We start from the raw sequence: 18,201 nt of genomic DNA, 5'->3' as shown, positions 1-18,201 counted from the left end.
CGATGGCGCTCAAGGAATTCAAACTCCCCGACGTCGGCGAAGGCGTCGCGGAAGGCGAACTCGTAACGTGGCACGTCGCGCCGGGCGACGAGGTAACCGAAGACCAGGTGCTCGCGGAGGTCGAGACCGACAAGGCGCTCGTCGACGTGCCCTCGCCGTTCAACGGGACGGTAGAGGAACTCCTCGCCGAGGAGGGCGAGGTCGTCCCCGTCGGCAACGTCATCATCACCATTCAGGAAGATGGCGACGACGACGAGGCCGCGGCAGACGCCGAGGCCGCCGACGCGGACGCCGAAACGCCCGATTCCGAGGCGGCCGAGAGCGGTGCCGACGACGCTGGCGACGACGGGTCCGGTCCCGGCGGGCGCGTGTTCGCCCCGCCGAGCGTCCGACGGCTCGCCCGCGAACTCGGCGTCAGTCTCGAATCCGTCGACGGGAGCGGCCCGAGTGGCCGCGTGACCGAGGGCGACGTTCGCGCCGCCGCGGAAGACGACGGCGAAGGCGACGACGGACCCACCGGCCCGCGGACCGTCCAGACCAACGGGAAATCCGCGACCGCGAAGCGCGACGAGGGAACGTCGGCATCGGCGACCTCGTCCGCCGCGTCGGCCGAGAGCGCCGACCGCGAGCAGACGCTCGCCGCGCCCGCGACCCGCGCGCTGGCCAAGGAGAAGGGCGTCGACATCGACGCCGTGCCCGCGACCGAGATGCGCGACGGCGAGGCGTTCGTCTCGCCCGAGGCCGTCGAGGAGTACGCGCAGGCCCAGCGCGAGGCGCAGGCCGCGGACGCCGAGGCGGTGGCCGCCGAGGCCGACGCCGGAACCGCGACCGCCGAGGCGACGAGCGGGTCGCCGGCGGCCGAGAGCGCAGAGGTCGAACCCGGTGCCGGCGAGCGCGTTCCCTACAAGGGCGTCCGCAAGGCCATCGGCGACCAGATGCAGCGGTCGAAGTACACCGCGCCGCACGTCACCCACCACGACGAGGTGGACGTGACGGAGCTCGTCGAACTGCGCGAACAGCTCAAGCCCGTCGCCGAAGAGCGCGGCTCGCGGCTGACCTATATGCCGTTCGTGATGAAGGCGGTCGTCGCGGCGCTGAAGGACTTCCCGTACCTCAACTCGCAACTCGACGAGGAAAACGAGGAAATCGTCCTGCGCGACGAGTACAACATCGGCGTCGCGGCCGCGACCGACGCCGGCCTGCTCGTCCCCGTCGTCCACGACGCGGACCGCAAGGGCATGCTCGAACTCGCCGACGAGATGAACGAGAAGGTCGAGAAGGCCCGCAACCGCAAAATCGCGCCCGAGGAGATGCGCGGCGGCACCTTCACCATCACCAACACCGGCGGCATCGGCGGCGAGTACGCGACGCCCATCGTCAACTACCCCGAGGTGGCGATTCTCGCGCTCGGAGCCATCAAAGACAAGCCGCGGGTCGTCGACGGTGAGGTCGTGCCGCGAAAGGTCCTCACCCTCTCGCTTTCGTTCGACCACCGCATCGTCGACGGCGCGCAGGGCGCTCGATTCACGAACCGCGTCAAGGAACTGCTCGAAGACCCCAAACTGCTGGTGTTAGAATAATGGTCGTCGGAGACATCGCAACCGGAACCGAACTGCTCGTCATCGGCGCGGGACCGGGCGGCTACGTCGCCGCCATCCGCGCCGCACAGAACGGCATCGACACGACGCTCGTCGAGAAGGACGCCTACGGGGGCACCTGCCTCAACTACGGCTGTATCCCCTCGAAGGCGCTCATCACGGGCGCGAACCTCGCCCACGAGGCGGGCAACGCCGAGGAGATGGGCATCCACGCCGACCCCGTCGTCGACATGTCGCAACTGCGCGACTGGAAGAACGGCGTCGTGGACCAACTCACAGGCGGCGTCGAGAAGCTCTGTAAGGCAAACGGCGTCAACCTCATCGAGGGGACCGCCCGGTTCAAAGACGAAAACGCGGTCCGTATCGCCCACGGCGGCGAGGGGCAGGGCTCGGAGACCATCGAGTTCGAACACTGCATCATCGCCACCGGCTCGCGCGTCATCCAGATACCCGGCTTCGACTTCGGCGACGAGCCGGTGTGGTCGTCGCGGGACGCCCTCGAAGCCGACACCGTCCCGGAGCGACTGGTCGTCGTCGGCGGCGGCTACATCGGGATGGAGCTGTCCACGACGTTCGCCAAGCTCGGCGCGGACGTGACCGTCGTCGAGATGCTCGACGACATCCTGCCGGGCTACGAGTCCGACGTGGCCCGCGTCGTCCGCAAGCGCGCCGAGGACCTCGGCATCGACATGCACTTCGGCGAGGGAGCAAGCGGCTGGCGCGAGGAGGACGACGGCATCATGGTGACGACCGAGACCGAAGACGGCGAGGAAAACGAGTACCGCGCCGACAAGGTGCTCGTCGCCGTCGGGCGCTCGCCCGTCACCGACACGATGGACATCGAGAGCGCCGGCCTCGACGCCGACGACCGCGGGTTCCTCTCGGTCGACGAGTGCCGCCGCACCGACGTGGAGCACATCTACGCCGTCGGCGACGTGGTCGAGGACACGCCGATGCTCGCGCACGTCGCCTCGAAAGAGGGCATCGTCGCCGCCGAGCACGTCGCCGGCGAACCGGTCGCCTTCGACAGTCAGGCCGTCCCCGCCGCCGTCTTCACCGACCCCGAAATCGGCACGGTCGGCATGACCGAGGCCGACGCCGAGGAAGCCGGCTTCACGCCCGTCGTCGGGCAGATGCCGTTCCGGGCGTCCGGCCGCGCGCTGACGACGAACCACGCAGACGGCTTCGTCCGCGTCGTCGCCGACGAGGAGTCCGGCTTCGTCCTCGGGGCGCAAATCGTCGGCCCCGAGGCCTCGGAGCTCATCGCCGAACTCGCGTTCGCCATCGAGATGGGCGCGACGCTCGAAGACGTGGCCTCGACCATCCACACTCACCCGACGCTCGCGGAAGCGGTCATGGAGGCCGCCGAGAACGCGCTCGGGCAGGCGATTCACACGCTGAATCGGTAAACGCCGCAGAACAGCCCGGCTTTTTTGTTTTCACCCGTCGTCGAACCACCACAGCGCCAGCATCGTCCCCACGACTGCCACGGCCGCGGGAATCGACTCGTCGACGCCGAGTGTCCGGACGTCGAAGAGGACGACGCCCTCGGACAGGGCGGCGAGCGCGAGGACCACGAAGGCGAAGCCCGCCACCCAGATCTCGGGCGTGTTGACGTCGCTGATTGGCATGTGCGGTGCTACGGGCCGAAATATGATAAGTGTTAGCAGACCACAATCAGGCTACTCGTCGGCGTCGAGAATCCCGTGGCTCTCGAAGAGCTTTCCGAGTCGGTCCATGGAGGCGACGACGGCGTCGCAGGCCGGGCGGACCGCGTCCTTGGGGACGAAGCCGACCGAGAGGCCGGCGACTTCGAGCATCGGCAGGTCGTTCGCGCCGTCGCCGACCGCGACAGTGCGGTCCATCGGGACGTCGTGTTCGGCGGCGTGATTCTCCAGCGCCGTGTCCTTCGTGCCCTCGATGAGCGACCCCTCCACGTCGCCGGTGAGGCGGCCGCCCTTCACGGGCAGGCGGTTCGAGACGATGTCGTCGACCTCGACGCCCTCCTTTTCGAGCGCGCGCTCGACACCGCGTTCGAACCCGCCGGTGAAGATGGCGACGTGGTGGCCGTAGTCGCGGAGGCGCTGGATGAGGTCGGCCGCGCTGGGGCGGAGTTCGACCTCGCCGTAGGCCTCTTCTGCGAGTTCCTCTTCGAGGCCTTCGAGGAGGCGGGCGCGCGACCGGAGGCTCTCCGCGTAGCTCATCTCGTCGTTCATGGCCCGCTCGGTGATGTCGGCCATCTCGTCGGCCGTGCCGTTCTTCTTGCCGAGGAGGACCGTCATCTCGGAGTCCGAGAGCGTGCCGTCGAAGTCGAAGGCGATGATGCGCATATCTGCCCGTCGTCGCCGCGGGGTTTCAAAGCTTCCGCGTCGGCAGTTATGCGGCGGGGGACGCGCGCTGGCGAGTCGGCCACCGGCGGGAAATGAGGGGTGACCGCGCACAGCTATTTATCCGTCGTCTCCCTGACAAGCACGTATGGACGACCGTCACGACGCCGAACACGAGACGCTCAGCGACGTCGAAGCGGACCTGACCGACGACTTCGGCAACGGGGACGACAGCCCGCTCCGACAGTTCGTCCGAAGCCTGCGCGACCTCGACGACGCCGACGTGCGCGCGGTCGGTCAGTACGACGGCGAGACGTTCGAACTGCTCTACCTCCGCGAGGATATCGACGAGGCACTCGGACCCGAGGAGCGCGGCGAGCGCGTGAAGACGCTCGTGATGAAGGCGCTCGGCGAGCCCGTCAACGAGCCCGAACTCGGCGACTACGGGGATTTGAACGCCGTCATCAGGTGGTTCGACGAGGTCGTCGTCGCCATCTATCCGCACGACGAGTGGTCGGGGGCCATCGCGACGTTCGACCGGGCGAACTCGCCGCTGGTCGACCTCGCGGTGACGCACCTCTCGTAAGTGCCACTCGTAAGCACGTCCGCGGGGCGGCCGCGACGCCCGCTCAGATTCGAAGCGGCGTCCACGACCGCGGGCCGTCGTCGAGGCCGCGGACTCGGAACTCGGGGTCGCCGTCGGTGTCGCGCGTCTCGACGAAGCCGTCGAACGGCTGTTTGAGGAGCGCGAGTTCGCGCTCGTCGACGAAGCCGGTGTCGAGCGTGAACACGCCCGAAAAGTCCGCCGCCGAGATGCGACCCGTGATGACGTGCAGGAACTGGAACAGCCGCTTGAGGTCGGTGTACATCACGAGCGTCGAGAGGACGTGCAGGCCGACGCGGGCCGACCGGCTCGCCTCGTAGTACTCCCGGAGCGACTCGGTCAGGTGGATGCCGATGCCGGTCAGGTCGCCGGGGCTAGAGACGTACCGGAGGTTCCCCGCGTCGGCGCGGTCGCCGAGGAGGTCGGCGACGCTCGTCGTGTCGATGACCTCGAACTGCTCCGGGGGCGACCCGCTGATGTACGACAGCTCCCGTGCGATGCTCGGCGCGGGCTTTTTCGTCGTCACGACGACCGTCCCCGCGTCGTCGCGCTCGCCGGGCGCGAGCATCGAGAGCATGAGCCGCCGCTTCCGCGTCATCGTCGGGCCGGCGATGAGCACGGAACCGGAATCCGGAAGCGACACCTCGGGCGGTTGCGTCGCCGGCGAAGCGTTCTCGGGACGGAAGACCATCTACCGAATCTATCGGGTTCGGGCAGATAATACTAGTGGGCGAGCACGTCGCTCCCCAAACCGTGCGAGACAGTCTCAATGTCACGATATCGGCCGTTGTGACAACCCTTAACCCGCGCGGGTCTGACCCTACGCGCATGAAGGTACTCGTCACGGACCCGATCGCCGACGCGGGTCTGGACCGGTTACGCGAGGCCGGTTACGAGGTAGAGACCGCGTACGACGTCGAAGGTGACGCGCTACTCGAAGCCGTCTCCGACGCGAACGGACTCATCGTCCGCTCCGGAACGCAGGTGACCGCCGAGGTGTTCGAGGCGGCTCCCGACCTCGTCATCGTCGGACGCGCCGGCATCGGCGTCGACAACATCGACATCGACGCCGCGACCCAACACGGAGTCATCGTCGCCAACGCGCCCGAGGGGAACGTCCGCGCCGCCGCCGAGCACACGGTCGCGATGGGCTTCGCCGCCGCGCGCTCGATTCCGCAGGCCCACGCCCGCCTGAAGAACGGCGAGTGGGCTAAGTCCGACTACCTCGGCAACGAGGTCAACGGCAAGACCCTCGGCGTCGTCGGCCTCGGCCGCGTCGGCCAGGAGGTCGCAAAGAAGTTCTCGTCGCTCGGGATGGACATCGTCGCCTACGACCCCTACATCGGCGAGGAGCGCGCCGACCAGCTCGGTGCCGAACTCGTCGAGTTCGACGCCTGTCTCGCCCGCGCCGACTTCCTCACCGTCCACACGCCGCTGACCCCCGAGACGGAGGGACTCATCTCCACCGACGAGCTCGAAACGATGGGGAGCGGCTACCTCGTCAACTGCGCTCGCGGCGGCGTCGTCGACGAGGCCGCCCTCGCCGAGGCCGTCGACGCCGGCGTCATCGACGGGGCCGCGGTGGACGTGTTCGCCGACGAGCCCGTCTCGCCCGACAACCCGCTTCTCTCCGTCGACGACGTGGTCGTCACGCCGCACCTCGGCGCGTCCACCTCGGCCGCACAGGAGAACGTCGCCGTCTCGACGGCCGACCAAATCGTCGCCGCGTTCCGCGACGAGCCGGTCATCAACGCGCTCAACGCGCCCTCGGTCGACGAGAGCGCCTTCCCGCGCATCCAGCCGTACATCGGTCTCGCCGAGACCGCCGGGAAAATCGCCGCCCAACTGCTCGACGGCCGCCTCGGCGAAGTCGAAGTCACGTACACCGGCGACATCGCGGGCGAGGACATCGAACTCGTCACGGCCTCCGCGCTGAAGGGCGTCTTCGCGCCGCTCGAATGGCAGGTCAACGCCGTCAACGCCCCGCAGGTCGCCAAGGAGCGCGGTATCGAGGTCGTCGAGTCGAAGTCCCGCCAGTCGGACGACTTCCAGAGCCTCGTGACCGTCACCGTCCGCAACGGCGACGAGGAGATGACCGTCTCCGGGACGCTTTTCACCGGCGAGGACCCGCGCATCGTCCGCATCAACGGCTACCGCCTCGACGCCATCCCGTACGGCCAGATGCTCGTCGCCCGCAACTACGACAAGCCGGGCGTCATCGGCTTCATCGGGACCGTCCTCGGCGAGAACGACGTGAACATCGCCGGGATGTTCAACGCCCGCCGCGCGAAGGCCGGCGGCGAGGCACTGACCGTCTACAACCTCGACGACGACGTGCCGGACAGGGTCCGCGAGAAGCTCCTCGCCGACGACCGCATCATCGACGTCGACCTCATCACGCTCTGAGGCGGCCGACCCGCGCCTCTTTCTAAACGAACGCCCGCACCGCCCGCACTACCGTCGGCCGAGCGCCGACGCGACCCGGTCGACCACGCGACCGACGGCGGTCCGCACCGCGTCGGCCGCGCTCGATTCGCTCCCGGAGCGGCGGGACCGGTCGTTCCGCCGGCCCGAGCGGCCGTGGGGCCGCGTTCGACCGCGACCGCGGCTCTCGGCCAACAGCCGTTCGTAGCGGTCGATTATCTGCTGTCGGTCGGCGTCGGCGCTGTCGAGACGGGCGTTGAGCCGGGCGTTCGCGCGGCGGAGCGCCTCGTTCTCGCGCCGGAGGGCGTCTCGGCCCCGCGCGTCGGCGGGAGGCGACGACTGACGACGACCGCGAGGCGGCGCGGACGCGGATGGGGACGCGGACGCGGGTGAAGACGTGGACGCGAGTGAAGACGCGGACGAAGTCGAGGACGCGGCTGGCGACGAGGCCGCGGCCGTGGACGACCCGGTTTCGGTTCCGTCCGGGGGGTACGTTCTCGACCCGGCCCCGTCTCGACTGACGGTTCCGGTCGGCATGCTACTGAGCGACATCGTGTGGCACGACGTACCACAGAATGAAAAGAATGTGTCAGACGCGCACCCGACGCGCGTCATCGCCCGCGGACCGAGGGCTCCGAGCGCCGTCGTGCGCGGCCGTCGGCGACGGGTCGGTACCGGGCCGGACGCCCTACTCGGCGAGGTGTTCGAGGACCGCCTCGGTGTCGTTCGGGACGGGTTCGGGGTCGTCGCCCGCCTCGAACGCCGCGTCGGGGTCCTTCAGGAGGTGACCCGTCGTGAGACAGACGACCTGTTCGTCCACGTCGACGACGCCCTCGGCGCGGAGCTTTCGGAGGCCGGCGACGGAGGCGGCGGAGGCGGGTTCGACGCCGACGCCCTCGCCCGCGAGGTCGCGCTGTGCCTCGGTGATCTCCTCGTCGGAGACGGCGACGGCCGTGCCGTTCGTCTCGCGGATGCCGGGGAGCGCCTTCGGCGCGTTGACCGGGTTGCCGATGCGGATGGCGGTCGCGCGCGTCTCGACCTCGTCCCAGCGGCGGGTCTCGTCCCAGCCGTTCTCGATGGCCTCGACCATCGGGGCCGCGCCCTCGGCCTGCACGCCGGTCAGTTTCGGCACGTCGTCGGCGTCGAGCGCGCCCGACTGGACGAGTTCGCGGAACGCCTTGTAGAGCGCGGAGGTGTTGCCCGCGTTGCCGACGGGGAGGACGATGCGGTCCGGGTAGGTGCCGTAGTCCTCGTGGAACTCTTCGAGGATTTCGAGGCCGATGGTCTTCTGGCCCTCCAGTCGGAAGGGGTTCAGCGAGTTGAGGAGGTACGCCTCGCCGCGGGCGGCGAGGTCCTGTACGATGTCGAGACAGGAGTCGAAGTTGCCGTCGACTTCGAGGATGCGCGCGTCGTGGAGCGACGCCTGCGCGATTTTCCCGGCGGCGACCTTGCCGGCGGGGAGCAACACGAGCGTCTCCATCCCGCCGCGCGCGCCGTAGGCGGCGAGCGCCGCGGAGGTGTTCCCGGTCGAGGCGCAGGCGAGGCGGCCGACGCCGAGTTCCTTCGCCACGCGGACGCCGACGGTCATGCCGCGGTCCTTGAACGAGCCGGTGGGGTTCATCCCCTCGTGTTTGACGCGGAGGGTCTCGACGCCCACGTCGGCTTCGAGGCGCGGGACCTCGTGGAGCGGCGTCGCGCCCTCGGGGAGCGAGACGCCCTCCTCGAAGGGGAGCGCGGCGTTGTAGCGCCAGACGCCGCGGCCCTCGAAGTCGTCCCACGTCGGCGGGGACGCGTAGCGGACTTCGAGGAGGCCGTCGCAGTCGTCGCAGGTGTACCGAACGTCCTCGAACGGCGCGAACTGCGCGCCGCACGCGATACATTCGAGCCAGGTGCCGTCGTCGGCGACGGATGGCTCCTCGGGGGCGGGTGCCGTGAGTTCGAGGCTCATTGCTCGGGCGGTGGCACCAGAGGGACAAAAGCGGGCGGGTTTGGGCGGCACCTGCCGGGCGACGGACTCGCCGGGAGCGCGGTCGACCGGGGGCCTACGACTCGCCGAACGCGTCGATACGGGCGTGCACGTCTTCGGCCCACTCGTCGAGTGCGGCGTGCATCATCTCCTTGGCCTCCGGGAGCGGCGTCGCCGTGTACTGGTAGACGTAGCCGCCGGGGTCGAGCAGGCGGCGCTTGCGCTCGGTGAGACCCTTGTCGAGGAGCGTCGTCAGAGAGCGGTTGACGTTGCTCCGGTCGCGGTCGAGCACCTCCGCCAGTTCGGCGACGGTGCTTCCGGGGTTGTCGAGTAGTGCGAGATACGTCCGGCTCTCGTGGCTCTGGATGCCGAAGACGCACGCGAGGACCTGTCCGAAGTTCGGGTCCTCGCTCTCCATCAGTTCGCCCATGTCCGGTGCGTCGGCCATGCACACCTGTTCGCCGTGCGTCGGATTAAACCCTCACCTACAGGCGAGCGGGCGGCCGCCGCGGCCGGGACGCCGCACCGACGCTACTCCGCTTTCGCGTAGCCCATCTTCAGCACGCAGGCTCGCATCCCGTCTTCGTCCTCGTGTTTGTGGAGCGTCGTCGGCGTGTCGCAGTAGAATACCGTCCCGTCGTGGCGGAGCGTCACCTCGTGGACGCCGCCGAGCAGTTCCGCTCGAACGACGACGCGGCGGCCATCGCGGAGCGCGTCGAGGATTTCGTCTGCGGTCAGTTCGCCGGACTCGACTCGGAGCGGCTCGGGCATACCGGAGGGTCGCGGGCGAGCGCCATCAGTATTGTCGATGGCGGTGGGTGCCGTCAAAAGCGCGTTCCGGCGGCGGGCGACGAGCCGAGCCGAAACAGAAGCCGGCTCAGTTCGTCGTCCAGTTAGACCGGTGTTCCTCGTCCGTCGTCGGCACCTCCACGCCCTCTACGGCCTCCGCGACCTCGGTCTCCTTCGGCGTGTCGATGTGCCAGCGGTCGATTTCGTCCTCGAAGCCCCGCAACGTCTCCGACACCATCGACTTCAGCTCGTCGTCGTTGACGTTCACCTCGAAGACGAACCGCTCGTCGCCGGTGCCGCGGCCGACCCGCTGGATGTTCGCGCTCACGAGTTCGTTGTCGAAGTAGTACGGGGCCAACTGGGTCATCACGTTGCGGTAGACCGTGTCCTCGACCTTCCGGAGCGCCTTCCGGCCGGCGGAGTCGGCCGCGCGAGCGACGTAGTTGATGGAGTCCTGCCATGACTCGACGGCCCCCTCGTTGTCGCCCTCCTCGACCCGCTCGTAGGAGCGAGAGAGCTTCTCTCCCGCCGTCTTGAGGTCGTCGTTGGGGGTCTTGCCCGCCTTCTCGCCTTCGCCCTCGCCGACGCTGGCCTGCTGGGCCGTCTTCTCGTTTACGTCCTCGCCGAGCCGCTCGTGGGACTTCGGCCGCCACTCGTCCCAGTCGTCGAAGGCGGTGCCGTCGACGTCGGCGTCGCGGAGCGCTCGGGTGATTCGCTCCCCGTGTTCGACGACCTCGTCCCAGGTGCCGCGGCGTTTGAACCCGGAGATGCTCTCTTCCATTGTCGTTGACGGGAATACGCGCCAGACGGTATAAACTCTACGAGGGGACAGGTTCGCACACGGGTGAGAACGTCTAGCGCTCCCCGTAGACGAAGCGCTCGGCGGCCGCGTCGAGGCGGGCCGACACCCGGCCGAGCCACGCCGCCGGCGACGCGGCCCGGAGCGCCGACGCGTCGAGCTCGATTCGGTCGTCGCCGAACGGGTCGCGGTCCTCGCTCGCGGCGGCGTCCACGACGGTCGTCATCGAACACCGGCCGCACGCCTCGCGGGGCGAGTCTGCCATGCGCCGCGCTTCGGAACCATCACGAATAAACCTTGGTTTCCGGGCGGGTCGCGACGGTCTTATACGCTCGAACGTGTTGCTCCGTCTCATGGGATATCGCGTCGTGGACGCCACCGCCGTCGAACCCGCCGAGGACCGCCCGTGCGAACTCCGCCGCATCGGCGGGGAGAGGGGCTTAGAGACCGTCGCGCTCAACCGCTTCCGGGCCGCACCCGGCGAGCAGGTGCCGCTTTCCTATCACTACCACACCGAACAGGAAGAGGCGTTCTACGTCCTCTCGGGCACGCTGTTCGTCGAGACGCCGGACGAGACGTTCGAAGTCGGCGCCGACGGCCTGTTCGTCGCCGACCCCGAGAGCCCACACCGGGCGTACAACCCCGAGGACGCGGACGAGGCCGTCGAACTGCTCGCGCTCGGCTCGCCGGCCGTGTCGGGCGACGCCGTGCCCTACGACCCCGACGAGGAATGAGGAGCGTCGAACCCGAGGACGCTGGGGGAGCAGGAGACCCGGACGGGGCGGACGGGGCGAGCGACCCGGACGCATCGACAGCCAGTCCCGCCCTCGACCGCCCCGAGTGGGACGACGAGTACCTCGACCGAGCGGCCGAGCGGCTCATGTACAACTACGACTTGGAGCGGGAGTACGCCGTCCGCGGCGAGCGGTTCGACCTGTTCGGCTCGATGCGGATGGAGAGCCAAAAGCAGTTCCTCCACCGGTCTATCAACTACGCCAACCACCACGCGATGGAGTACATGTTCGCGCGGCGGGTCGAGTCGGCGACGGTCGCCGAACTCGAACGGCTCGTCGAACTGGGCCACGCGCTCGCCGACGAGTGGATAGCACCCGACGAGAAGCACTACGGGACTGACTTCACCTTCGTGCTCGTCGCCGACGCGGTACCGGAGGAAGTCCGGGCGTTCGTGTCCGACTTCTCCGACCGGACGCTCCTGAAGTTCGGCTACTACGGCCACTACGAGGTGAACCTCGCCGTCGTCGCGCCGGCCGACGAGGACGCCGTGGCGAGCCGCAACGCCGACTCGGTCGCCGCGTTCACGCTCTGGAGCGACGGCTCGCCGGCGGTCTCAGACGGGCTGTTAGACCGGCTCCTCGGGAAGTTGCGTCGGTGAGAAAAAACGGAGGTCGGAGGTCGAACGGCGAACGACCGCGCGTCAGTCGTCGCTCGGTCGCGGGCGACCGCCGCTACCGCCGCCGCCCGAACTCCGGGCGTCTCTGATGTTGCCGTAGCCGATTTTCGCCAGTGACAGCGCCAGATAGACGAGCACCAGCGCGAGGACGATTTGGACGACCGCCGACACCATCGCGAAGGTGCCCGCCGAGTCCAGCCAGTCGGGGTTCATGAACTTCGCGTAGATGTTGTCGTGGAACGCGAGCCAAAGCAGGCCCAGCGAGGTGATGGTCGTCATGAGCGCCATCGGCAGGCCCGTGCTGAGAAGCTGTTTGGAGTCGTCCCAGTTGGCCAGCCAGACGGTCGCGGTCAGGAGCGCCAGCGCGGCGAGAAGCTGGTTCGCGCCGCCGAACAACTGCCAGAGCGTCAGCCACGAGCCGCTGGTGATGAGGATGTACGCCGGGAGCGACTGCACGAACGCGTTGCCGTAGCGGTTGGTCGCGAACTCCTCGACCGGCGTCTCGGGCGTCCCGACGATTTCCTCCATCATGTAGCGACCGAGGCGAACCGCGGTGTCGGTCGACGTGAGGAGGAAGCTGACCAGCACGAGGGCCATGAACGGCCCGCCGAAGGAGGTCGGGATACCGAAGCTCGACAGGATGACGCCGCCGCCCGCCGCGAACGTCGGCAGGGCGAGGCCGATACCGCCGCCCACGTCGGGCGCGATGATGGCGACCGTCGCCAGCGCGACGGTGGCGAGGAGGCCCTCGCCGAGCATGCCGCCGTAGCCGATGACGCGCGCGTCGGACTCCTTGTTCAACTGCTTCGAGGTCGTGCCCGACGAGACGAGCGAGTGGAACCCGCTGATGGTCCCGCAGGCGATGGTGATGAACAGAAGCGGGAACAGCGGCGCGCCGGAGCGGCCGATAAAGCCGTAGTACGGTTCGAGGTTCGTCACGAGCGGCTGAGACGGGGTCGTGAAGAGCGTGCCCACGACGATGGCGACGAGCGCGCCGCCGACGCCCGCGTACAGCAGGAACGACGAGAGGTAGTCGCGCGGTTGCAGGAGCACCCACACCGGGAGGGCGCTCGCAATCGCCCCGTAGACGAGGATGAGCGGCACCCACGCCGCGGTGTTCCCGTTGAACGAACTCGCGCCGGGGAGCCACGCGCCGGAGCCGGAGAACAGGACGAACGTCTCGGCGGGCGCGCGGGCCGCGGGTTCGAACAGCGCAACCGGGAACTGAATCCCCGCGTAGACGCCGACGAACATCGCGATGACGAACGCGGCGGTCCCCGGCAGGAACGGGAGGTTCAGCTGGTAGAGGTAGACGCCGAACAGCACCGCGAGGACGATGTACACCAGACTCGCCGTGGCCGCCTCGGGATAGGCGTTGAACACGATGGCCACCACGAGGGCGAACACCGCGACGACGAGGACGATGGTGAGAAACGCGAACCACAACAGCATGTTTTTGCCGCGCTCGCCGACGTACTCGCCGATGATGTAGCCGATGGACTTCCCGTCGTGTCGCAGACTGCTCGACAGCGACACGAAGTCGTGGACGCTCCCGAGAAGCGGATTCCCGATTGCAATCCACGCGAGCGCGGGGGCCCAGCCCCACACCACGCCCGCCGTAATCGGCCCGACAATCGGCGCGCCGCCCGCGATGCTCGAATAGTGATGCCCCAGTAACACCGGCTTTTTCGCCGGAACGTATTCTTGACCGTCTTCGTACTTGTGCGCTGGCGTCTCACGACTGTCGTCGAGTTCGACGAACTGCGCGAGATATCGGGAGTAACCGAGATACCCGATCGTAAACAACGCAAATACCGTGACGACCATCCAAATGACTTGTACCATGGTACGCTGCCCCATTGGAAGACACGAAAATGCCTACCTTAACGGTAACGATAGATAGGTATCTATCGTGTTCGAACGACAGGTTCGTTCGGAGGGTACGTCGAAAACTCCCGCCGTACGGCTCGTTGTGACAGCTTACTGGGTATTCGGCGCGGTGTCGATGTCGAGTTCGGACGCGACCTCGCCGAGGAAGTCGCCTTTGACCTCGGAGACCCGCGTCTCGACGGCGGCGACGAGCGGCGGTGAAAAATCCTCGCGGAGGTCGGCGAGTCGCTCGCGCTCTGTCTTGACCCGCTCGCGCAAGAACGTCGCGCCCCGCCCCGACTCGTCGGGGTCGGGTTCGGGCGTGAGGCGGTTGACCGCGAGGCCGCGCACGTCGAGGCCGTAGGAGTCGAGTTGGTCGATGGCGCGCTCCGTCTCGCGGAGCGACAGTTCGTCGGGGTTCACGACGAGGAAGAAGGCGGCGTCGTCCCGAAGCGTCGCCTTGGCGAACGAGAAGTCGTCGCGGCGCTGTTCGAGGCGGGCGATGATGGGGTCGCCGTCCATCATGCGCCGGGGTTCGTTGTTGCCGATGGCGGCGCGTTCGAACAGTTTGACCGACTCCTTTCGCTTGTGAAGGAGCCGCTGAATCCAGCCGTCGAGGTACTCCGGCAGGGAGAGCAGTCGGAGCGTCCCGCCGGTCGGCGAGGTGTCGAAGACGACGCGGTCGTACTCGTCAGCGGAGCGCATCACGTCGATAAAGCGGTCGAACAGCGCCGACTCGTACGCGCCGGGCGTCTGGTGGGCCATCTCTATCTGCCGGTCTATCTCGTTGACCATCGCGGGGCTGACCTGGTCGCCCATCGCCCGCTTGGTCTCCATGAGATGGTCGCGCACCTCGGTCTCGGGGTCGATCTCCATCGCGTCGAGGTTCGGTTCGTCCGCGACGGCCGCCGGCTCGTCGGTAAAGGACTGGTCGAACACGTCGCTCGTGCTGTGAGCCGGGTCGGTCGAGACGAGGAGCGTCCGGACGCCGTCGCGGGCGCACTTGACCGCGTAAGCGCTGGACATCGTGGTCTTGCCGACGCCGCCTTTGCCGCCGAAGAAAACGAATTTGCGCATGTTAGAAGTGATACTGGTGGCCCTTGCGTTCGAGGAGCGACCCGCGGTCCCACATCCGCCGCTCCCACGCCTCGAACTCGTCTTCGAGGTACGGGAGCAGTTCGGCGGTGTAGTACGAGATGGGCGAGGGGATGCCGAACGCGTCGGGGAAGCACGCGAGCATGAACGCGTCCTCGTCGTCCTCGGCCTGCTTTTCTATCTTCTCGTAGGCGGGGTGCGAAATCATCCCGTGGTAGAGACCGCGGAGCCACTCTTCGACGAGTTCGCGGAAGGATTCGATGCGCGCGGCGAGCGTCATCAGTTTACACACTCACCCGTTTTCGGACAAAAGGGTATCGTTCACGAACGTCCGCGCTGGATACCTGCGATTTCATATGTGCGGACCCGGTAGGCCCGCTCATGAACGCGGGGGAGACGATTCCGGTGACGGTGCTCGGCGGGAGTCTCGGGGCGGGCAAGACGACGCTTCTCAACCACCTGTTGACGAACGCCGGCGACCGCGACATCGCCGTGCTCGTCAACGACATGGGCTCCGTGAACGTCGACGCCGAACTCGTCGCCGAGGAGTCCGACCTCGCGGTCGGCGACGGCGTGACCGAGCTCTCGAACGGCTGTATCTGCTGTGAGCTACAGGACGATCTCGAAACCGCGGTCGTCCGCCTCGCGCGCGAGCGGTCGTTCGACCACCTCGTCGTGGAGGCGTCGGGCGTCTCGGAGCCGGGTCCGGTCGCCCGGCTGTTCGTCACCTCGCGGGCGGCCGCCCGCTACGACGTGGCCGGTCTCGTCACGGTCGTCGACGCCAGACTCTTCGCCGACACCTTCGGCGGCGGCGACCCCGACCGAACCGTCGCCGAGGAGGGAGACGGATCGGTGCGCCCCCTCTCTGACCTCCTCGTCGAGCAGGTCGAGAGCGCCGACCTCGTCGTCCTCAACAAGCGCGACCTCGTCTCCGACGCGGAGCTCGCGGCAGTCCGCGACGCGGTCGAGGCGCTCCGCCCCGGCGCGACCGTGGTGGAGACGACCCACGGCGACGTGGACGTTGACCTGCTCCTGTCTGACCTCCACGACCCCGACGCGCCCGTCGGCTGGCGGGCCGCGTTGGAGAGTGACGCGGACGGAAGCGAGGGCGACCGAGACGGCCACGGCGACCACGAGCAGGACCACGGCCACGACCACGGCGACGCAGACCACGACCACAGCCGCGGCGACACCCCCCACGCCGAGGCGACCTACGGCGTCACCTCGTTCGTCTACCGCCGCCGGGCACCGCTCGACCCCGACGGCGCGGCGGCGGTGCTGGGCGACCTCCCGGACTCGGTCGTCCGCGCGAAAGGGTCGCTGTGGGTCGCCGGAGCCGAGGACGTCCACTACACCTACAGTCAGGCCGGCCCGTCGGCGTACGTCGCCGCCGCCGGCCCGTGGGTCGCCTCCCGGCCCGAGTTCGAACAGGACACCTACCGCCGCAACCACCCCGAACTCGACTGGCACGACGACCACGGCGACCGGCGGACCGAACTGGTGTTCATCGGCCGCGGGATGGACGAAGCCGCGCTCGCGGGCGCGCTCGACGCCCACCTGCTCGACCCCGGCGCGTCCGCGGACGCCGGCGGCTACCCGACCGAACCCGGCGCGGAAGTCGCGCTCGCGGAGCCGACCCGGGAGCGCGAGTCGGTCCCGACCGCGGGCGCGGCCTCGGAGAGCGGACGATGAGCGGCGAGTCTGAGCGGGCCGGCGACGACAGGGGCCGCGGAAGCGACGACGAGGAACGGGGAGAGGAGATAGAGTGGGGCGAGGGCGACCCGCGGGTGCTTTTCGCGATGAACCTCGTCCTCTCGACGGCGTTCGCGGCGGTGGTCGTCTACGGCCTGTCGTACCTCGACCTCGCGGCCTTCTCGGTCGTCAACGTCGCGTCGGCGGCGCTGGTGCTCACGGCGATTACGTACCTCGTGACGAACTGAAACCGCCGGATGAGTCACCGACCCATTCTACGCGTGAACTACCCGCAGGGCACCGCTTGCGGCCGATAGCCGCATTTATGTCCTTCGGGAAACCGCCTTCTCAGTAAGATGCCCATCGAAGACCGAGACGACGCGTACCTCATCACGCACGCGCTGGCGAAGGACACGCTCTCGCGCCTCCGGGACGTGGAGACGACGCAGGTCGCCTTCCGGAAAGGCCTCGTCAAACTCGGCCGCATCTGTGGCTACGAGATAATCGACGGCGCGATGGAGACCGAGTACGTCACCATCCAGACCCCGCTGGCCGAGACGACCGGCGAGCGCGTGAAGGGCCTCGACAACGTCGTCATCATCAACGTGCTCCGCGCCGCGACGCCGTTCGTGGAGGGACTGCTCAAGGCGTTCCCGCGGGCGAAACAGGGCGTCATCTCCGCCGGCCGCGACGAGGAGGCGGGGATGGACGACGACGGCGGCTTCCCCATCACCATCGACTACGTGAAGCTCCCCGAAATCACGGAGAAGGACACCGTCATCGTGGCCGACCCGATGCTCGCCACCGGCTCGACGATGTGTTCGGTCCTCGACCACATCCTCGAAAACGCGGGCGTCGACCCCGAGAAGCTGTTCGTCCTCTCGGCGGTCTCCGCGCCCGACGGCCTGCTCCGCGTCGACAACGAGTTCCCCGAGGTCGACCTGCTGACGGTCGCCATCGACGACTACCTCGACGACGACGGCTACATCGTCCCCGGACTGGGCGACGCCGGCGACCGCGCGTTCCGCACGACGTAACTCGGTCTCGTCCCGTCGCGCCTCGCCTCGCTTCGACGCGCGGGAGTCGCCGACGGCCGCCTCGGCCGCCGACCCGGATTCGGGTAACGACTAAGTTACCGCCCGCGCACCTCCGACGCATGGACGAACCTCGCGCCGCCGGAGGGTGCCGACGATGAGCGATCCGTGCGACGGCTGTGGGCGGGCGGTCGAAGACGCCCTCGCCCGCGCGGTCCAGTTGCAGGTCGACGGCTCGACCGTGGACGACCAGCGGCTCTGTCCGACCTGTTTCGCCGACTGGATAACCAAGTACGAAGACCAGATGTCGCCCAAGCAGTCGTCGGGCGACTCGACGGACTCCGAGATAATCGTCGACTGACGGCACCGATTCGGGGTCGCGTCCCCGACGCCCGACGGCCGGGGACCGACGAACCGCCGTCCGAACCCCCTCCCTTCGGGTCGAAAACAGGCTTCCGGCGGCCGGTTTTTCGTTCGAGTCGAACGTCCCGAACCGCACCCCCGTAGACTACTGTGAGAGGCTGTTACAAGGGGTGCGGCGGGGTCGACACCCGACTCGCCGAACCCCTTCGTTTCGGGTCGAATCCCCCGAG

At 68.3% G+C, this 18,201-nt stretch carries 22 protein-coding genes; 10 read left to right on the top strand and 12 right to left on the bottom strand.

Features of this window, described 5'->3' with window-relative positions:
• The first annotated feature begins 2 nt into the window (after positions 1–2).
• A complete protein-coding gene (locus C441_RS08315) occupies positions 3–1,580 on the top strand; it encodes a 2-oxo acid dehydrogenase subunit E2 (protein WP_007274704.1) in 1,578 nt (525 codons plus the stop codon).
• On the top strand, positions 1,580–3,007 hold the full coding sequence (lpdA, locus tag C441_RS08310) for a dihydrolipoyl dehydrogenase (protein ID WP_007274703.1): 1,428 nt from the start codon (positions 1,580–1,582) through the stop codon (positions 3,005–3,007). The genes C441_RS08315 and lpdA overlap by 1 nt, the downstream gene beginning before the upstream one ends.
• A gap of 30 nt (positions 3,008–3,037) precedes the next feature.
• Here lpdA and C441_RS08305 read toward each other — a convergent pair whose 3' ends face one another.
• Positions 3,038–3,229, bottom strand: coding sequence for a hypothetical protein (locus C441_RS08305; RefSeq protein WP_007274702.1), 192 nt, complete (start codon positions 3,227–3,229; stop codon positions 3,038–3,040).
• Between the two features lie 51 nt (positions 3,230–3,280).
• Positions 3,281–3,928 carry a phosphoserine phosphatase SerB gene (serB, locus tag C441_RS08300; RefSeq protein WP_007274701.1) on the bottom strand — a complete coding sequence of 216 codons (648 nt, stop codon included), beginning with the start codon at positions 3,926–3,928 and terminating at the stop codon, positions 3,281–3,283.
• Positions 3,929–4,073: 145 nt separating this feature from the next.
• Between serB and C441_RS08295 the strand changes: the two genes are divergently transcribed.
• The gene (locus C441_RS08295) at positions 4,074–4,511 is read left to right on the top strand and encodes a hypothetical protein (RefSeq protein WP_007274700.1); all 438 of its coding nucleotides are present in this window, start codon (positions 4,074–4,076) and stop codon (positions 4,509–4,511) included.
• Between the two features lie 43 nt (positions 4,512–4,554).
• On the opposite strand, the gene C441_RS08290 is transcribed toward C441_RS08295, so the two are convergent.
• Complete coding sequence (locus C441_RS08290; RefSeq protein WP_007274699.1) at positions 4,555–5,220, bottom strand: DUF7504 family protein; 666 nt, start codon at positions 5,218–5,220, stop codon at positions 4,555–4,557.
• A 137-nt stretch (positions 5,221–5,357) separates the two neighbouring features.
• On the opposite strand from C441_RS08290, the gene serA reads away from it, so the two are divergent.
• Entirely contained in the window at positions 5,358–6,935 is a 1,578-nt protein-coding gene (gene serA, locus C441_RS08285; RefSeq protein WP_007274698.1) for a phosphoglycerate dehydrogenase, read from the top strand.
• 48 nt (positions 6,936–6,983) lie between these two features.
• On the opposite strand, the gene C441_RS08280 is transcribed toward serA, so the two are convergent.
• From C441_RS08280 to C441_RS08255, 6 genes are all read right to left on the bottom strand, one after another.
• Complete coding sequence (locus C441_RS08280) at positions 6,984–7,505, bottom strand: hypothetical protein (protein ID WP_007274697.1); 522 nt, start codon at positions 7,503–7,505, stop codon at positions 6,984–6,986.
• 136 nt (positions 7,506–7,641) lie between these two features.
• The gene (gene thrC / locus C441_RS08275) at positions 7,642–8,901 is read right to left on the bottom strand and encodes a threonine synthase (protein ID WP_007274696.1); all 1,260 of its coding nucleotides are present in this window, start codon (positions 8,899–8,901) and stop codon (positions 7,642–7,644) included.
• A 94-nt stretch (positions 8,902–8,995) separates the two neighbouring features.
• A complete protein-coding gene (locus C441_RS08270; RefSeq protein WP_007274695.1) occupies positions 8,996–9,367 on the bottom strand; it encodes a helix-turn-helix domain-containing protein in 372 nt (123 codons plus the stop codon).
• 83 nt (positions 9,368–9,450) lie between these two features.
• On the bottom strand, positions 9,451–9,690 hold the full coding sequence (locus tag C441_RS08265) for a hypothetical protein (protein WP_004968693.1): 240 nt from the start codon (positions 9,688–9,690) through the stop codon (positions 9,451–9,453).
• 106 nt (positions 9,691–9,796) lie between these two features.
• Positions 9,797–10,489, bottom strand: a complete 693-nt coding sequence (locus tag C441_RS08260) for a DUF5828 family protein (RefSeq protein ID WP_007274694.1) — start codon at positions 10,487–10,489, stop codon at positions 9,797–9,799.
• A gap of 73 nt (positions 10,490–10,562) precedes the next feature.
• A complete protein-coding gene (locus tag C441_RS08255) occupies positions 10,563–10,772 on the bottom strand; it encodes a hypothetical protein (RefSeq protein WP_007274693.1) in 210 nt (69 codons plus the stop codon).
• Between the two features lie 88 nt (positions 10,773–10,860).
• Here C441_RS08255 and C441_RS08250 point away from each other — a divergent pair, with 88 nt between their 5' ends.
• Positions 10,861–11,241, top strand: coding sequence for a cupin domain-containing protein (locus C441_RS08250; RefSeq protein WP_007274692.1), 381 nt, complete (start codon positions 10,861–10,863; stop codon positions 11,239–11,241).
• A complete protein-coding gene (locus tag C441_RS08245; protein WP_007274691.1) occupies positions 11,238–11,900 on the top strand; it encodes a hypothetical protein in 663 nt (220 codons plus the stop codon). Before C441_RS08250 ends, C441_RS08245 begins: the two co-directional genes overlap by 4 nt.
• A gap of 42 nt (positions 11,901–11,942) precedes the next feature.
• On the opposite strand, the gene C441_RS08240 is transcribed toward C441_RS08245, so the two are convergent.
• The 3 genes from C441_RS08240 to C441_RS08230 all read right to left on the bottom strand — a co-directional run bounded on the left by C441_RS08240 (position 11,943) and on the right by C441_RS08230 (position 15,162).
• Positions 11,943–13,763 (bottom strand): carbon starvation CstA family protein, encoded by a 1,821-nt coding sequence (locus C441_RS08240; protein WP_007274690.1) that lies wholly within the window; start codon positions 13,761–13,763, stop codon positions 11,943–11,945.
• Positions 13,764–13,898: 135 nt separating this feature from the next.
• A complete protein-coding gene (locus tag C441_RS08235; RefSeq protein ID WP_007274689.1) occupies positions 13,899–14,864 on the bottom strand; it encodes an ArsA family ATPase in 966 nt (321 codons plus the stop codon).
• A 1-nt stretch (position 14,865) separates the two neighbouring features.
• Positions 14,866–15,162 carry a hypothetical protein gene (locus C441_RS08230; protein WP_004968702.1) on the bottom strand — a complete coding sequence of 99 codons (297 nt, stop codon included), beginning with the start codon at positions 15,160–15,162 and terminating at the stop codon, positions 14,866–14,868.
• 101 nt (positions 15,163–15,263) lie between these two features.
• Between C441_RS08230 and C441_RS08225 the strand changes: the two genes are divergently transcribed.
• The 4 genes from C441_RS08225 to C441_RS08210 all read left to right on the top strand — a co-directional run bounded on the left by C441_RS08225 (position 15,264) and on the right by C441_RS08210 (position 17,969).
• The gene (locus C441_RS08225; protein ID WP_007274688.1) at positions 15,264–16,574 is read left to right on the top strand and encodes a CobW family GTP-binding protein; all 1,311 of its coding nucleotides are present in this window, start codon (positions 15,264–15,266) and stop codon (positions 16,572–16,574) included.
• A complete protein-coding gene (locus tag C441_RS08220) occupies positions 16,571–16,822 on the top strand; it encodes a hypothetical protein (RefSeq protein ID WP_007274687.1) in 252 nt (83 codons plus the stop codon). Before C441_RS08225 ends, C441_RS08220 begins: the two co-directional genes overlap by 4 nt.
• A gap of 108 nt (positions 16,823–16,930) precedes the next feature.
• Complete coding sequence (upp, locus tag C441_RS08215) at positions 16,931–17,611, top strand: uracil phosphoribosyltransferase (RefSeq protein ID WP_004044864.1); 681 nt, start codon at positions 16,931–16,933, stop codon at positions 17,609–17,611.
• 154 nt (positions 17,612–17,765) lie between these two features.
• Entirely contained in the window at positions 17,766–17,969 is a 204-nt protein-coding gene (locus C441_RS08210; RefSeq protein WP_049920507.1) for a DUF7569 family protein, read from the top strand.
• The last annotated feature ends 232 nt before the right edge of the window (positions 17,970–18,201 follow it).

Source organism: Haloferax sulfurifontis ATCC BAA-897 (genome assembly GCF_000337835.1).
GTDB lineage: Archaea > Halobacteriota > Halobacteria > Halobacteriales > Haloferacaceae > Haloferax > Haloferax denitrificans.
This window is presented reverse-complemented; position numbering and strand designations above follow the sequence as displayed.

Excerpts from the sequence above, each read along its gene's own strand:
- C441_RS08315 (WP_007274704.1), top strand. The coding sequence starts at position 3 with ATGGCGCTCAAGGAATTCAAACTCCCCGACGTCGGCGAAGGCGTCGCG.
- lpdA (WP_007274703.1), top strand. The coding sequence starts at position 1,580 with ATGGTCGTCGGAGACATCGCAACCGGAACCGAACTGCTCGTCATCGGC.
- C441_RS08305 (WP_007274702.1), bottom strand. The coding sequence starts at position 3,229 with ATGCCAATCAGCGACGTCAACACGCCCGAGATCTGGGTGGCGGGCTTC.
- serB (WP_007274701.1), bottom strand. The coding sequence starts at position 3,928 with ATGCGCATCATCGCCTTCGACTTCGACGGCACGCTCTCGGACTCCGAG.
- C441_RS08295 (WP_007274700.1), top strand. The coding sequence starts at position 4,074 with ATGGACGACCGTCACGACGCCGAACACGAGACGCTCAGCGACGTCGAA.
- C441_RS08290 (WP_007274699.1), bottom strand. The coding sequence starts at position 5,220 with ATGGTCTTCCGTCCCGAGAACGCTTCGCCGGCGACGCAACCGCCCGAG.
- serA (WP_007274698.1), top strand. The coding sequence starts at position 5,358 with ATGAAGGTACTCGTCACGGACCCGATCGCCGACGCGGGTCTGGACCGG.
- C441_RS08280 (WP_007274697.1), bottom strand. The coding sequence starts at position 7,505 with ATGTCGCTCAGTAGCATGCCGACCGGAACCGTCAGTCGAGACGGGGCC.
- thrC (WP_007274696.1), bottom strand. The coding sequence starts at position 8,901 with ATGAGCCTCGAACTCACGGCACCCGCCCCCGAGGAGCCATCCGTCGCC.
- C441_RS08270 (WP_007274695.1), bottom strand. The coding sequence starts at position 9,367 with ATGGCCGACGCACCGGACATGGGCGAACTGATGGAGAGCGAGGACCCG.
- C441_RS08265 (WP_004968693.1), bottom strand. The coding sequence starts at position 9,690 with ATGCCCGAGCCGCTCCGAGTCGAGTCCGGCGAACTGACCGCAGACGAA.
- C441_RS08260 (WP_007274694.1), bottom strand. The coding sequence starts at position 10,489 with ATGGAAGAGAGCATCTCCGGGTTCAAACGCCGCGGCACCTGGGACGAG.
- C441_RS08255 (WP_007274693.1), bottom strand. The coding sequence starts at position 10,772 with ATGGCAGACTCGCCCCGCGAGGCGTGCGGCCGGTGTTCGATGACGACC.
- C441_RS08250 (WP_007274692.1), top strand. The coding sequence starts at position 10,861 with ATGGGATATCGCGTCGTGGACGCCACCGCCGTCGAACCCGCCGAGGAC.
- C441_RS08245 (WP_007274691.1), top strand. The coding sequence starts at position 11,238 with ATGAGGAGCGTCGAACCCGAGGACGCTGGGGGAGCAGGAGACCCGGAC.
- C441_RS08240 (WP_007274690.1), bottom strand. The coding sequence starts at position 13,763 with ATGGTACAAGTCATTTGGATGGTCGTCACGGTATTTGCGTTGTTTACG.
- C441_RS08235 (WP_007274689.1), bottom strand. The coding sequence starts at position 14,864 with ATGCGCAAATTCGTTTTCTTCGGCGGCAAAGGCGGCGTCGGCAAGACC.
- C441_RS08230 (WP_004968702.1), bottom strand. The coding sequence starts at position 15,162 with ATGACGCTCGCCGCGCGCATCGAATCCTTCCGCGAACTCGTCGAAGAG.
- C441_RS08225 (WP_007274688.1), top strand. The coding sequence starts at position 15,264 with ATGAACGCGGGGGAGACGATTCCGGTGACGGTGCTCGGCGGGAGTCTC.
- C441_RS08220 (WP_007274687.1), top strand. The coding sequence starts at position 16,571 with ATGAGCGGCGAGTCTGAGCGGGCCGGCGACGACAGGGGCCGCGGAAGC.
- upp (WP_004044864.1), top strand. The coding sequence starts at position 16,931 with ATGCCCATCGAAGACCGAGACGACGCGTACCTCATCACGCACGCGCTG.
- C441_RS08210 (WP_049920507.1), top strand. The coding sequence starts at position 17,766 with ATGAGCGATCCGTGCGACGGCTGTGGGCGGGCGGTCGAAGACGCCCTC.